This is a genomic window from Streptomyces sp. NPDC005423, from assembly GCF_040606415.1.
GTDB lineage: Bacteria > Actinomycetota > Actinomycetes > Streptomycetales > Streptomycetaceae > Streptomyces.
On sequence record NZ_JBEXET010000010.1, the window covers coordinates 1 to 13842 of the forward strand.

A 13842-nucleotide genomic window follows, 5' to 3' on the forward strand; every position below is an offset into this window, starting at 1 on the left:
GGCGGCACGCGCGCGTGCCGCCCCTTCCACGTCTCCGCGCGGGCCCTAACTCGTCATGGCCCGCGCCTTCGCGTACACGTCGAAGACGGCCAGGGCGAGCGGGATCAGGGTGAGCAGGACGAAGCTCTCCGCGATCTCCAGGAAGCGTCCCCAGAAGGGGGTGACTCCGCGCCGCGGGGTGATCAGGGCGATCGCGGTGACCAGCGCGGTGGACGCGGCGACCGCCGCCGCGAGCCAGACGCTGCGGATGTCGAGGGAGGCCGTGTCGCCCTGGGCCGCGGCGAGCACGTACGCGTGCGGCGCGTGCAGGGCGAGCCCGAGTCCCAGGAAGACGAGCGCGGCGAGGCCGGCGGTGAGGGTCGCGCCGACCTGGGCGGTGTAGCGGAAGAGGTGGGCGCGCATCAGCATCGCGACGCCGGTGGCGAGGGCGAGGAGCTGCGCCCATACGTCGCTGGAGAAGCCGAGGACGATGGACGCGCCGACGGCGACGAGCGCGCAGCCGCCGACCAGACCGACGAGGAGTTCGTGGCCGCGGCGGGCCCGGGCCGCGATGCCCTCGGCGTCGACGGGCTGCTGCGGAGCGGCTTCGGCGTCGTCGTAGGCGTAGCCGCCGCGGGTGGGGCTGGGCGGTTCGAAGCCGATGGGGAGGCGGGCGAAGCGCATGGAGAGGCCGGGCAGGAAGGCGAGGGCGCAGACGGAGAGCGGGGCGCAGACGGCGGCCGTCTCGACGGGCCGCAGTTCCGTGAGGATCGCGACGAACGTGGTGAGCAGACCGGTCGCGGAGGCGAAGACGAAGGCCACGAAGGGGCCGTCGCCGCCGGGCGAGACCAGGGTGAGGACCACGGAGGCGACGAGGACCGCCGTGCAGGCGAGCAGGAACTGGAGCCGGCCGATGCCCTGTCCGGCGGAGAAGGGCAGTAGTCCGGAGCCGGCCACGGCGATGTTCGGCAGCGCGCCCAGTCCCAGGGCGACCGCCGAGCCGCGGTCGTCGTAGACCCGGGCCCGTACGCACGCGAGGGTGACCAGCAGGATTCCGGCGACGGCGGCGAGGACGCCCTGGAGGCTGTGCATGTCGTGGCGGAGCTGCGAGTTCCAGGCCACGAACGCGAGCAGCGCGGGCAGGATGCCGCCGGCCACGAGACCGGCCGCGCGCGTCAACTCGCTGTTCCAGAGGGCACGGTCGCGGGTGACGGCGGCGGCGACCGCTTCGGAGACGTCGTCGAAGACGGCGGGCGGCAGCGACTGGGCGAACGGGCGCAGCGTGAGCAGCTCGCCGTCGAGGATGCGCTGCGCAGTGAAGGAGCGGGCGCCGTCGAGGACGGTGCCGTCGCGCCGTACGAGGTGGTAGCCGACGGGGGCGCCCTCGTCGAAGCTCTGCTGGGAGAGCCGCAGGATCTCCGGGTACAGGTCGGCGACCGGTACGTCGTCGGGCAGGGCCACGTCGATGCGGCTGTCGGGCGCCACGATGGTGACGCGGCAGAAGCCGAACCCCATGCCCGCCCCGGGAGGGGCTCCGCTGCCCGCTCCGCCGGTCGCGCCGGACGGCGCGGAGGCCGTGATGCTCACCCGCTGTTCCCCCTTGTCGGTGACGGACGGTCCGCGATGTCACCGGGTGCGTCCGCCCGTGAAAATCCTGTGCAGTTCGCGCCCCGCCGACCGTATCGTCGGTCGGGGGTGCCGTCACGCCCGGAGCCGACGGGAGCCGCGTGCTTCGAACGCTGCCGCTTCGCCCGTTTTTCCCGGGTCCGATTCGCACCTGCTGACGTGTCTCACGGCACCCTACCGCCCGCCGTTGTCCGTGCTTGTCAGTAGGATCGGGCGGTGCGGATCGACGTCCGCCCGACACGGGGCGGCGGACGAAACAGCTCGGTCCGGCAAGGGAATTGGTGCCTAGTGAGCCACATCGTCGTGAAGCGCCCGCCGAGGGCACTGCCGAAGGAAGTGCCCTCGGCCGAGGTCGTGCTGCAGGCTCCGCCGGAGCTTCCGCGCGGCCAGCAGGAGGGCGCGCTCATGCAGCTTCTGCCCATGCTGGGCATGGGCGGGTCGGTGGTGTTCTTCTTCAACCCCGGCGCCCAGCCCTTCATGAAGATCATGGGCATGGTGATGGTCGCCTCGACGATCGCGATGGGCGTCTCCATGCTGGTCCGCTACCGCCGCGGCAACCAGGGCCAGATGGCCGACATGCGCCGCGACTACCTCCGTTACCTGTCGCAGACCCGCCGCACCGCGCTGGCGACCGCGCGGGCCCAGCGTGACGCCCAGTACTACCTGCACCCTTCGCCGGAGCAACTGTGGGCGCTGGTCGCGGAGGGCAGCCGGGTGTGGGAACGGCGCAGCGGCGACGAGGACTTCGGGCAGGTGCGCGTCGGCCTGGGGCCGCAGGGCCTGGCCACTCCCCTGGTCCCGCCGGAGACCGCGCCGGTGGACGAGCTGGAGCCGCTGACCGCGGGCGCCATGCAGCGTTTCCTCGCCACCCACGGCACCCTCGACGACCTGCCGATGGCCGTATCGCTGCGCGCCTTCTACCACGTGACGATCAGCGGCGAACCGGTCTCCGTACGCGGCACCGCGCGGGCGGTCGTCGCCTCCCTGGCCGCGCTGCACTCCCCCGAGGACCTGGTCATCGCCGTCGCCACCGACCGGGAGTCGGTGGGCGAGTGGGAGTGGACCAAGTGGCTGCCGCACGCGCAGGCGCCGGACCGCGCGGACGGCGCGGGCAGCATGCGCCTGATCACGACCGACCCGGGGGAGCTGGAGGAGTTGCTCGCCGAGCGTCTCCAGGGCCGTCCGCGCTTCCACCCTTCCGGGGCGCCGGTTCCCGAGCAGCCCCACCTGGTGATCGTGCTCGACGGCGTCTCGCTGCCGCCCACCTCGTTCCTGGCGAGCCCCGAGGGTTTGCAGGGCGTGACGATCGTGGAGGTGGTGCCCGGCGAGCTGAACAGCGGCCGCGGCGACCTCTCCGTCGTCGTACGCCCGAAGGAACTGCGCCTGGAGTCGGGCCACGGCATGGTCTACGAGGGCACCCCGGACGTGCTGTCGTACGCGGCGGCCGAAGCACTGGCCAGGCAACTGGCGCCGCTGCGGGTGGTGTCGGGCGGTGACGACGACGAACCGCTGCTCGCCAACCTGGAGTTCACCGATCTGCTGAAGCTGGGTGACGCCGCCTCCGTCGACCCGAAGCGGACCTGGCGGCCACGCTCCCTGGCGGAGCGGCTGCGGGTGCCGATCGGCCTCGGTGAGGACGGCCGGCCCGTGATGCTCGACCTCAAGGAGGCCGCGCAGGAGGGCATGGGCCCGCACGGTCTCTGTGTCGGCGCCACCGGCTCCGGGAAGTCGGAGCTGCTGCGCACGCTGGTCCTGGGCCTCGCCGTGACCCACTCCTCGGAGACGCTGAACTTCGTCCTCGCGGACTTCAAGGGCGGTGCGACGTTCGCGGGCATGGCCCAGATGCCGCACGTGGCGGCCGTGATCACCAACCTCGCGGACGACCTGACCCTCGTCGACCGCATGGGCGACTCGATCCGCGGCGAGCTCAACCGCCGTCAGGAGATGCTCCGCGACGCGGGCAACTACGCCAACATCCACGACTACGAGAAGGCGCGCGCGGCGGGTGCGCCCCTCCAGCCGATCCCCTCCCTGGTGCTGGTGATCGACGAGTTCAGCGAACTGCTCACCGCCAAGCCGGACTTCATCGAGATGTTCGTGCAGATCGGCCGTATCGGCCGGTCGTTGGGCGTGCATCTGCTGCTCGCCTCGCAGCGCCTGGAGGAGGGCCGGCTGCGCGGCCTGGAGACCTACCTCTCCTACCGGATCGGTCTGCGCACGTTCTCGGCGGCCGAGTCACGGGCGGCGCTCGGCGTCCCGGACGCGTACGAGCTGCCGAACGTGCCCGGTTCCGGCTTCCTGAAGTACGGCACCGACGAGATGGTGCGCTTCAAGGCGGCGTACGTCTCCGGGGTGTACCGCTCCAGTTCGCAGCAGGCGGCGGCGCTCGGCGGCCCTCTCCCGGTGGACCGCAGGCCCGTGCTCTTCACCGCGGCGCGGGTCCCGGTGCAGTACGCGCCCGTGCCGCGACAGCGGCAGGAGGAGGCACCCGAGGCGAAGGACGACGCGCTCGCCGACACCGTGCTCGACGTGATCGTGCGGCGCCTGGAGGCGCAGGGCCCGGCCGCCCACCAGGTGTGGCTGCCCCCGCTGGACAGCCCGCCGTCGCTCGACTCGCTGCTGCCCGGACTCGCCGCGGTGCCCGGCCGGGGCATGACCCAGCCCGGCTACGAGGGCGCGGGCCGGCTCGTCGTCCCGGTCGGCCTGGTCGACAAGCCGTACGAGCAGCGGCGTGACCCGCTGTGGACGGACTTCGGCGGCGCGGCCGGCCATATGCAGATCCTGGGCGGCCCGCAGTCCGGCAAGTCGACGCTGCTGCGCGCGCTCATCGCCTCGTTCGCGCTCACCCACACCCCGCACGAAGTGCAGTTCTACGCACTGGACTTCGGCGGTGGCGGTCTCTCCGCCGTGGCCGGCCTGCCGCATGTGGGCGGGGTGGCCTCGCGGCTGGACCCGGAGCGGGTCCGGCGCACGGCGGCCGAGGTCTACGGCGTGCTGACCCGGCGCGAGGAGTACTTCCGCGCCGCGGGCATCTCCTCGATCGCGGAGTTCCGCAGCCGCCGCGCGCGGGGCGACATCCCGGTGACCGACCAGCCCTGGGGCGACGTCTTCCTGGTGATCGACGGCTGGGGCAACTTCCGTACGGATTACGAGGCGTTGGAGCCGCTGGTCCTGGACATCGCGGCCCGCGGCCTCGGTTACGGCATCCATGTGATCCTCACCGCCTCGCGCTCCATGGAGGTCCGGGCGAACATGAAGGACCACCTGATGAACCGGCTGGAGCTGCGGCTCGGCGACCCCATGGACTCCGAGTTCGACCGCAAGGTGGCGGCCAACGTGCCGACCGGGGTGCCGGGACGCGGCCAGACGCCGCAGAAGCAGCACTTCATGGCGGCCGTACCGCGCATCGACGGACTCTCCTCCGACACGGACCTCGCCGAGGCGACGACGGCCCTCACCGCCGAGGTCGCGCGCCACTGGCAGGAGCCGGGTGCGCCCGAAGTGCGCCTGCTGCCAAGGGAGTTCGCCGCCGCCCAGCTCCCTCCGGGCGACCGCTTCCCGCACCGCGGCGTCTCCTTCGCCCTCGACGAGGACAATCTGGAGCCGGTGTTCGTGGACTTCGACCAGGACCCGTTCCTGCTCGTCTTCGGCGAGAGCGAGTCCGGCAAGTCGAACCTGCTGAAGCTGCTCATCAAGCGCCTCAGCGAGCGCTACGACGGTGACAACTGCAAGCTCTTCGTGGTGGACAACCGGCGGTCGCTGCTGGGCGTGACCCCGCCCTCCCACCTGGCCGAGTACATCCCCATGTCGAACCAGATGCAGCACCACATGGACGCCCTCGCCGACCTCATGCAGCGCCGCACGCCGACGTCGGACGTCACCCCGCAGCAACTGCGTGACCGCACTTGGTGGCGGGGCCCGCAGGTCTTCGTGATCATCGACGACTACGACCTGGTCGCGACCTCCAGCGGCAACCCGCTCTCCGGCCTGACGGAGCTGCTCCCGTTCGCCCGGGACGTGGGCGTCCGTTTCATCATCGCCCGCTCCACCGCAGGCGCGGGGCGCGCCGGTTACGAGTCCTTCCTCCAGCGCATGAAGGAACTCGGCGCGCAGGGCGTGGTGTTGGCGGGCGACCCGGCGGAGGGCGACCTGCTCGGCGGGGTACGGCCGCGGCCCATGCCCGCCGGGCGCGGGGTGTTCGTGTCACGGAAGCGCGGAAAGCCCTTGGTCCAGGTGGGGTTGGCGGCCGAGACGGACGACTGAGCCGGCACGAGCCGGCGAGGCGGGCGCCGGCCCTCCGGTCCTACGGCGCCGACAGTGCGGGAGAACGGACAGGGTGGGCGCCTCCCGCGCGCGCCCACCCTGTGACTGTCTCCGAACCGGCTTCTACGCCTGCCTTCGCGCGCCGCCCGCTGTTCGCCTACTGGAAGTAGGTGGCGGCCTTCTTGTCGCCTTCCATGTAGGTACCGCCCGACGTGTGGACCACGTGGCCGATGCCGGTCAGCGCCGTGTGGATGTCGGTCGCTTCCTTGTCCCACTTGTGCAGCTTCTCGTTGAAGGTGCCCTGGGCGTCGCCCTCCCAGTACTGCAGGCTCTTCACCACCAGCGCACGGAGCTCCTGGAGGTCCTGCTCCAGCTGCTTCGCCTCGTTGCCGATCTTCGTGGCCGCGAAGTCGAGCCCGTCGTAAGTGACGGAAAGTCCGTCGGAGTTACGGCTCATGCGTGTCTGCCTCATCTCGTTCGTGGGGGTGGCTGATGACCGGCCGATTCGTAGCGTCGGCCGCCTGACTGACTTGCTGGCCGACTGACTGGCCGACTGGCCGGTGTCCGCCGTGCCGGTGCGCTGCCTGAGTGCGGCTCAGTAGGAGCTGAGCGGGGACACCGTCGGCGCTCCGTCCTGCACGTCGATCTTGTTGACCGCCGCACGGACCTCGTCTTCCTTGCTGTCCTTGATGTTGCGCGTCGCGGTCATCGCCTCGATGACGTCGGCGAGGATGGTGCCGATCTTCTGCAGCGACTCATTGATCTCGTACTGCTTCTTGTCGAACGCGGCGCGCCCGATACCGTGCCACTGGCCCTCAAGCCCGTCGATCACACCCTGGAGCCCGTGTACGCGCTTCCTGATGCCTTCGTACTTGTCGAGCATCTGCTTCTGGATATCGACTACTGCGGCATCTTCGAGCTTCTGCTTGTTGGACATGGTCGGCTCACCCTTCTTGTGTGGACTTGCTCGTCGTGGTCTGGCTGGTCTGACGGTCCCGAACCCGCGAGGTCACCTGGCTCGCCGCGCACGCAGCACGGCCGCACCCGCACCGCCCACGACGACGACAGCGGCCGCGGCGCCGATCGCGATCCAGAGCGAGTTGTCGTCGGACGACCCGGTCGTCGATGCTGCTGCGGAGGTGCCGCCGGCAGAAGCCTTCTGCCCGGCTTGTGACGAGGCTGATGCGGACGGCGGGGACGAGGCGGGGGTGGAGGTAGTGGACTTGGCGAGGAGATCTCCGCCGTTGTCTTTGGCCAGAGGGTCGACGTTCGCGGGGCCCGCGTCGTAGTGGGTGTTCCCGAGAATCTCACGGGGTCGGATGAACCCGTAGCCGGCGTACTTGCTCGGGTTTCCCTTCGCCCAGGACCGGCTGGCCGTGTCGATCAAGGAGCGGGTGACCTGGTTGACCGTCCAGTCAGGGTGGGCGGACCAGATCAGAGCGGCAGCAGCCGAAGCCAGTGCTGTCGCCGGGCTCGTGCCCTTGGTATCGCAATAAGACCGGAAGGTGGCATCGCACCAGCCAGGGACCGCCTCGCCCGGAGCCGCGAGGTCGACGTAGTTTCCGTAGGAGGAGATCTTCGACACCGTGAACGACGAATCGACCGCCGCGATACCAAGCACATAGGGATAGCCGGCCGGGTAGTCGATGAACCCGCTCTTCCCGGCACCTGCGTTGTTACCGACGGCCGCAATCATCAACTTGCCTTTGGATGCGGCGTATTCGACTGCCGCCTTGTCCTCATCCGTGGTCATTCCGCCGAAGGACATACTGATGATCTTCGCGTCGGTGTCGGCGGCCGCCCTGAGCGCCTGCGCGGGTTCGGGTGTTCTGTCTTTCTCCGCGCCGCTCTTGAGACCTTCCAGCTGAACCCTGTAGGGGACGATTTTGGCTCCCGGTGCCAGTCCCTTGAGGCCCCCGTCCGATCCCGTACCGGCGATCAGCTCCGCCATGGAGGTGCCGTGACCGTCGTAGTCGTCGGTCGCGCGGTAGGCGACCGACTTGGGCACCTCATCGGCCAGAACCTGCCCTTTCAAGGAGGGCGTGTTCGCATTCACCCCGGTATCGATGACAGCGACCTTGACGCCCTTGCCCGTGCTGACCTTCCACATCTGCTGCGCCTGCATCGGTTTCAGGTACCACTCTTTCGACTGAGCGTCGTACGCTGCGGCGCTCGGGGCGAACCCGACACTCACAGCCGCCAGGGCCCCGGCGAGTGCACCCACGGCACGCAGTCGCTGCCCCCGGCGTGTCCGGAGGAGCGCAGCCCGCTCGGCCCGTCGGCTCATCCCTGACTTCATGGCGTTGTCTGTCCTCGCTCGCGCTCAGTTGGTGGCCGGCGGCACATCGCGCCGCGGCTCGGATGTCAGCTGCGGCTCTTCGTCCTCAGCCGAGTGGTCCTGGTCTGCGGCTCCCTGCGCGTTCCGTCGTTCTCCGGATTTGCCCCGGCTGCCCGCCCCGCCGCGTACCAGGCCGGTACCTCCACGGGTCATGCCGTTGCGCTCGGCACGGGTGACGGAGTTGCGTTCAGCGGGTCTGCCTGTGACGGCATCGGGTGTTTGCCTGGCCCCGCGTGCGGAAGCCGCCCTGCTCGAGCTTGGCCTGCCTTCGGTCTCGGATGCTCCGACAACCCCCCGCTGTCCGGGCCGGCCGGCCACCGACCGGTTGCCGGCGCTTCCCTCGGCACCGACGACCGTGCCGCGAGGCAGTTTCGACCCGCCTTTCGCTCCTTTTCCGGACGTCGGCGTGGGCCGTCCCCCCACCACACCATTGGCGCGGCCGGCACCTGCGCTGGTGCCGCTTCCGGCTCGGGCGGCGCCACCGGCCCGCGGCGTGCCTCCGGTGATTCCGCGACCCATCGGGGACGACTTCGCTCCGGAGGCAGGGCTTTTCGCAAGCGACCGCCCTGTTTCCGCAGTGCGGCCCACCTGACCCATGGGCTCTCGGCCCGCGGACTGCCCGGTGCTCGACTTCCCGAAACCCGCGGCACCGGCGCGACCCGCAGCGGACGCGGGAGTCCGGTAGCCACCGGGTCCGCCGGTGGCTCTGCTGGAGAACCCATTTGGAGCCGGAGGCACGTAGCCCGTCTCCAACGTGCCGGTGGGGTTTCCGGTACCGGGGGCGCCCACGGTCGGCTGCTGGTGGCTCGTCGTGGGCACGGTCGTCGGCGCCGGTGGCGTGTCCACACTGTCGATGCTCGTGCCGACAGGGGTTTCGGGGCGCGTCACATGCTCGACAACGTGTTGCGCGGGCCGCGTCGGCGCATCCTTCGGATCGTGCGCAACGTCTTGCACAACGGCATGCACCGTCGGCTTGGCCGTACCGTGCTGACCGGTCGCAACTGTCTTTCCAGCGCCGCCCGAGGTGGTACGTCCGGAACCGGAGACCACGGAACGCTTGGGCCGGGGTACTCCCACGCTGGGCATGGTCTTGAACTCGGGGGCGGTCTCGTTCAAGGCCGCCAGTTCGTCCTTGGACACCGCGTAGTACGACGACAGCCGATTCATCTGGTTGATCGCTTCTTGGCGATCCTTCTCCACACGAACGGCAGCCGTGTACGCGTCCTTGTCCGCAGCCTTCTCGGCTGGGGTGAACTTGTCGGGCCGCTTCCGGCTCGTGTGCGTGTCGCGAGCCGGCATGGCACTGCGTACGGATGCCAGACCGACAGCGGCAGCGGTGATCTGGTCGCCCGCTCCCCCGGCGAAGTCGCTCAACAGGTGGGTGTTGGTGACGAGTTCGCTGCCCCACGTGCGGAAGGCCTCGCCCGATTCTCCGACCCAGTGAACGGTGTCGATGTGACCACCGAGCTCTTCGGCTGCCGACTTGATGGCGTCACGTGCGTCCCACAGAGCCTTGCCGGACGACTCCAGATCCTCCGGGTTCGTCTGCTCGACCAGGTCGACCATCCGGTTGAGGTCGTAATGCTCGAAGTTCGTACGACCATGCATGGCGTGCCCGTACGTTGTGCTGTCGACCACCGCCCGCAGGGGATCGAACACAAGGTCCTCGAGGAGTCCGCTTCCTCGCGGTCGCTCCTCCACGCCCCGAGCGAAGTCCGTGAAGTTGTTCTGGTCGGAGACCCGGTTCAGGTCCGCCTTGTGCTGCTTGTCAGTCATCGTCACCCGCCCATGCCGGACTTGCCGTGGCCGGCGCGCTTGGCGCCCGCGGAATCCTGGCCGGCCTGGATCTCCGACTGGATCTCCCAGAATCGCTGACGCTGCTCCTCTTCGAGGTTGTCGAAGCCGTGAGCCGCGCCCTGTACCGCTATACCGATCGCCTCGATCTGCAAGTGCAAGGTCCTGGACAGCGACGTCAACTTCTCGTGGACCGCGTTGTACTGGTGATACAGATCGTCGGCCTCGTTGAACGCGCCATGTCCCCCACTGTGGAGCGACCCGCGGCTGATCGTCTGCGCACCCACCCGTTTCGGGTTGCCCGCTGAGCCCTCGAGGTCTTTCAGGACCGCGTCCACCCGTTTCACGAACGCGCCCAGCGCCTCGCCGCTGGCCTCCAGGTTCGCGGCCCTGGTCGCCGACACGTCCCCCACCATGTCTGCCGGAAGCACGACGCTCCTCCCCGTTTCCCCGTACGTCCACCGGCCGGGGCCGACCGGGGACGGTCACTCACTCGCCGTACGATCGCAAAGCGAGCCGCGTTCGACAACGCTTTTACCACTGTAGTCAGCCTGTACATCGGGTCCAACCGGGTTGCGTGTTAAGTCAGTTACGAGACCGCATCAGGCGCCGCGTTCTGCCCGCTTTGGTCGCTCTTCTCCCGTCGCTCCGACCGCTTCGGGCATCGTTGCCGAGTCATGCGACGGCCGGTCAGGGGCGGGTTCCGGTGCCTGACCGGGTTCGCCCGGGGCGGGCTTCAGCGGGTTTCCACCCGCGACGGGTTGGTGCGGCGAGAGGAATCCTTCCCTCCGGCTGACGCCTCGCTCGCCCCGTTGACGGCCGACTTCACCTGGCCGGGCGGCGTTCAGGAAGCGGGGGTTCCGCCCCCGGGCACTCGCGGAAGCCGCCCCCGCCTGCGTCGCGCGTCCCGTACCGCCACCGCTGATCCGCCGAGGCCGGCGACCAGGACCAGCGCGCCGACGACCGCGTACGTGCCCAGGCGGGTGTTGCGTTCGTCGGCTGTCTCGCCGAAGTGGAGGGGGGGTACTGCGGGGGCCTCGCCCTTGGTGACGCCGCCCTCGGGGGCGGGGGTGCGGACGGGGTGGGCCGGGTCGACGTCGGTCAGGGCCTTGACCGGGTCGACCACGCCCCAGCCGACCAGGCGGTCGTGGCCGGAGATGGAGCGTTCCGCGGTCTGCTCGATCTGGGCGACGATCTCGTCGGCCGTCCACTTCGGGTACTTGGCCTTGAGGAGGGCCGCCACCCCTGCCACGTACGGCGCCGAGAAGCTCGTCCCGTTGTCCGAGCAGTGGCCGCCTCCGGGAACCGTGGAGATCATGTCGACGCCTGGGGCGGCGACGCCGACGAAGTCTCCGGACTGGGAGAAGGAGGCGCGTTCGTTGTTGCGGTCGGAGGCGGCGACCGCGAGGACGCCCTGGTACGACGCCGGGTAGGTGACCTTGACGTTGCCGCCCAGGCCGTCGTTGCCGGCCGAGGCGACGACCACGGCCCGGTGGGCGAGGGCGTAGTCGACGGCCTGGCGGAGGCTGTCGGCGGGGGCCACGGCGTTGGCGGTGTCCTGGGAGATGTTGATGACGCCGGCGCCCTTGTCCACGGCGTGGCGGATCGCCGCCGCGAGGGTGGCGGCGGTTCCGTCGCCCTCGGCGTCGTTCTGCTTGACGGGGATGATCGTGGCGTCGGGGGCGAGGCCGACGAAACCCGTGCCCTTGGCGGCGCGCGCCGCGATGATGCCGGCCACGCGCGTGCCGTGGCCGACCGTGTCGGTGGTGCCCCGGGCGTTGCCCCGGTCGATCTTCTCGCCCTTGGAGTTCCGGGTGGGCAGGAGGTTCTCGCCCAGCGAGGCGTCCACCGCTGACGTCAACTGCGCGTTCTTGACGTCGACACCCGTGTCGATCACGGCCACCTTGACGCCCTTGCCCGTGGACTGCGCCCACAGTTCGTCCAGGTTGACGCGTTGCAGCGCCCAGGGGCGGCCCGCGTACGACGTGGAGGGGAACGTGCACTGGCCGCTGTCGTCCGCCCGGGCCGGGGCCGCCAGTGCGAGCGGCAGCGCCAGCAGGGCGGCGGCCGAGGCCGTCGCGGTGAGAGCGGCGGTGGCCGCGGCCGTTCGGCTCGCGGATCGGGCGGGCTGCGTCAACTCCCGTGTTCTCAGCATCGGTTCGGTCTCCTCCAACGCTTCGTCTACGAGCCCTGCGGCTGTCGGGCCGCCGACTCGGAGAGGCGTGGGCCGGTCGGCAGGAACGTCGACCACTCGGCGGGGACGGGGGTGGGGGTGACCTTCTCGTAGCCGAGGCGGGTCTGGGCGATCTTGGCCTCGCTCAGTTCGTCCTGGCGCTGTTTCGCCGTCGTACCGATGCCGCTGTCGTCGGTCGCGCTGTCGCTGTTGGACTGCAGGGCGTAGCGCAGTCCGGTGTCGGTGACCAGGAAGACCGGGCCCGCCTTGGTCTCCACGCCCTTGACCTGGCGGAAGAGCTGGCCGGAGCCGGCGGTGACGTACGCGCTGGAGGAGCCGGTGGGCAGCTGCGCGGGGAAGTCGGTGCCCGCCCAGGTGGAGAGCGTCGTCGTGTTGTCGCCGCCGACCGAACGGAGCACGGCGCAGACGGTGTTGCGGCCGCTGGTGGCGTCGGTGCCGTCGTTGACCGTCTTCGGTTCGTACGTCGGCCAGTTCTTGCCGGCGTCGAACGTCGTGCTGTCGGCGACCGCGCCGGGGCTGACCTGCTGTGCCTCGCCGGCCTGGCCGACCCCGACGAGGTCACCGCTGTTGAGGAGCAGGGTGGCGGTGAACTCGGAGGTCCTGGCCACCTTGCCGGGCAGCACCACGTAGTACTGCATGACCTGGCCGGCGTAGGCCTTGATGACCTCGCCGACCTTGTCGTACCGGCGCAGTTCCGCGGAGGCGAAGGCGTGCGCGTCGTCGCCCGGGGTGCCCTGGCGGATCTTCGGGATGGCGATCGGGTCGCCCTTGTGCAGGGTGTCGAGCCACTCCTGGGAGACGCGCTGCGGGGCGCGGCCCTGGGTGTCGAGGGCCTTGAGGAGTTCGCTGTCGGAGGGGTCGGCCAGCGGGTAGGCGGTGCCCTTGGCGTCGACGACGTACTGGGACGTGCCGTCCGGGGCGACGACGTACATCAGGTCGCCGCCGGAGAGTCTGTCGCTGCCCTCGGTTTTGGACCAGTCCTTCCGGGCGAGGACGAAGGCGGCCTTCTGGATGGACCGGCCGCCGGCGGAGGGGCGTTCGCAGACCGCCCAGCGCTTGGCCGACCCTGCCTCGTCCGGGGAGGGCAGGCGGTCGGGGGCGTAGGGGATGCCGATGGTGGCGCCGTGCGGGGGCTTGCCGCTGTCCAGGACGTCCTCGTCGACGGTGATGACGTCGGCCTTGCTGGGGTCGAGCAGGAGTCTGGCGGAGGCCATGTTGAGGACCGGGTGCAGCTGGGCCTCCTTGCCGGTCTTCAGCACGACGTACCGGGTGGTCGACTTGCTCGCCACGATGACGTGCTCACCGGGGGTGGCCCAGCCCTTGGGGGCGGTCGGCCGGAACATCCCGATGCCGCCGAAGACGGCGAGGATCACCACGCCGACGATCACGCCGGGCACCAGCGCGCCCAGCGGTTTGGGCGCACCCTCTTCCGAGCCTGTGGGCGAGGGCTGAAGGAAGGACGCGAGCGTGCGGCGCTTCGCGAAGGTGTAGGCGTTGAGTTCGTCGCGCCGTGATGCCATCTGTGTCCGCTCTCTCCCCGTGCGGAGCGTGGAGGACCTGGGGAGATACCTCCCCAGCCCCCGATTGCCTCTGGTACCTCGGGTGTCAGACCCGCCCCCTACTATGCCTGTTGCGTGGGTGTGCCGGT

The 13842-nt window shown here is 70.3% G+C and carries 9 protein-coding genes; 1 reads left to right on the plus strand and 8 read right to left on the minus strand.

The genetic code is table 11. The annotated features are described in order from the left end of the window. Positions 1-45 precede the first annotated feature (45 nt). The gene (eccD, locus tag ABZT12_RS13800) at positions 46-1560 is read right to left on the minus strand and encodes a type VII secretion integral membrane protein EccD (protein WP_356382808.1); all 1515 of its coding nucleotides are present in this window, start codon (positions 1558-1560) and stop codon (positions 46-48) included. Between the two features lie 333 nt (positions 1561-1893). Between eccD and eccCa the strand changes: the two genes are divergently transcribed. After that, positions 1894-5868 carry a type VII secretion protein EccCa gene (gene eccCa / locus ABZT12_RS13805; RefSeq protein ID WP_356382383.1) on the plus strand — a complete coding sequence of 1325 codons (3975 nt, stop codon included), beginning with the start codon at positions 1894-1896 and terminating at the stop codon, positions 5866-5868. Positions 5869-6025: 157 nt separating this feature from the next. Here eccCa and ABZT12_RS13810 read toward each other — a convergent pair whose 3' ends face one another. From ABZT12_RS13810 to eccB, 7 genes are all read right to left on the minus strand, one after another. Beyond that, the gene (locus tag ABZT12_RS13810; RefSeq protein WP_356382386.1) at positions 6026-6325 is read right to left on the minus strand and encodes a WXG100 family type VII secretion target; all 300 of its coding nucleotides are present in this window, start codon (positions 6323-6325) and stop codon (positions 6026-6028) included. A 138-nt stretch (positions 6326-6463) separates the two neighbouring features. Next, the gene (locus ABZT12_RS13815) at positions 6464-6805 is read right to left on the minus strand and encodes a WXG100 family type VII secretion target (RefSeq protein WP_356382389.1); all 342 of its coding nucleotides are present in this window, start codon (positions 6803-6805) and stop codon (positions 6464-6466) included. A gap of 72 nt (positions 6806-6877) precedes the next feature. Next, positions 6878-8101 carry a S8 family serine peptidase gene (locus ABZT12_RS13820; RefSeq protein ID WP_356382811.1) on the minus strand — a complete coding sequence of 408 codons (1224 nt, stop codon included), beginning with the start codon at positions 8099-8101 and terminating at the stop codon, positions 6878-6880. 90 nt (positions 8102-8191) lie between these two features. Next, positions 8192-9982, minus strand: coding sequence for a hypothetical protein (locus ABZT12_RS13825; RefSeq protein WP_356382392.1), 1791 nt, complete (start codon positions 9980-9982; stop codon positions 8192-8194). A gap of 2 nt (positions 9983-9984) precedes the next feature. Then, a complete protein-coding gene (locus ABZT12_RS13830; protein ID WP_356382395.1) occupies positions 9985-10431 on the minus strand; it encodes a DUF2563 family protein in 447 nt (148 codons plus the stop codon). 413 nt (positions 10432-10844) lie between these two features. Next, complete coding sequence (gene mycP / locus ABZT12_RS13835; protein ID WP_356382398.1) at positions 10845-12155, minus strand: type VII secretion-associated serine protease mycosin; 1311 nt, start codon at positions 12153-12155, stop codon at positions 10845-10847. A gap of 26 nt (positions 12156-12181) precedes the next feature. Beyond that, the gene (gene eccB / locus ABZT12_RS13840) at positions 12182-13714 is read right to left on the minus strand and encodes a type VII secretion protein EccB (protein WP_356382401.1); all 1533 of its coding nucleotides are present in this window, start codon (positions 13712-13714) and stop codon (positions 12182-12184) included. Between the last annotated feature and the right edge of the window lie 128 nt (positions 13715-13842).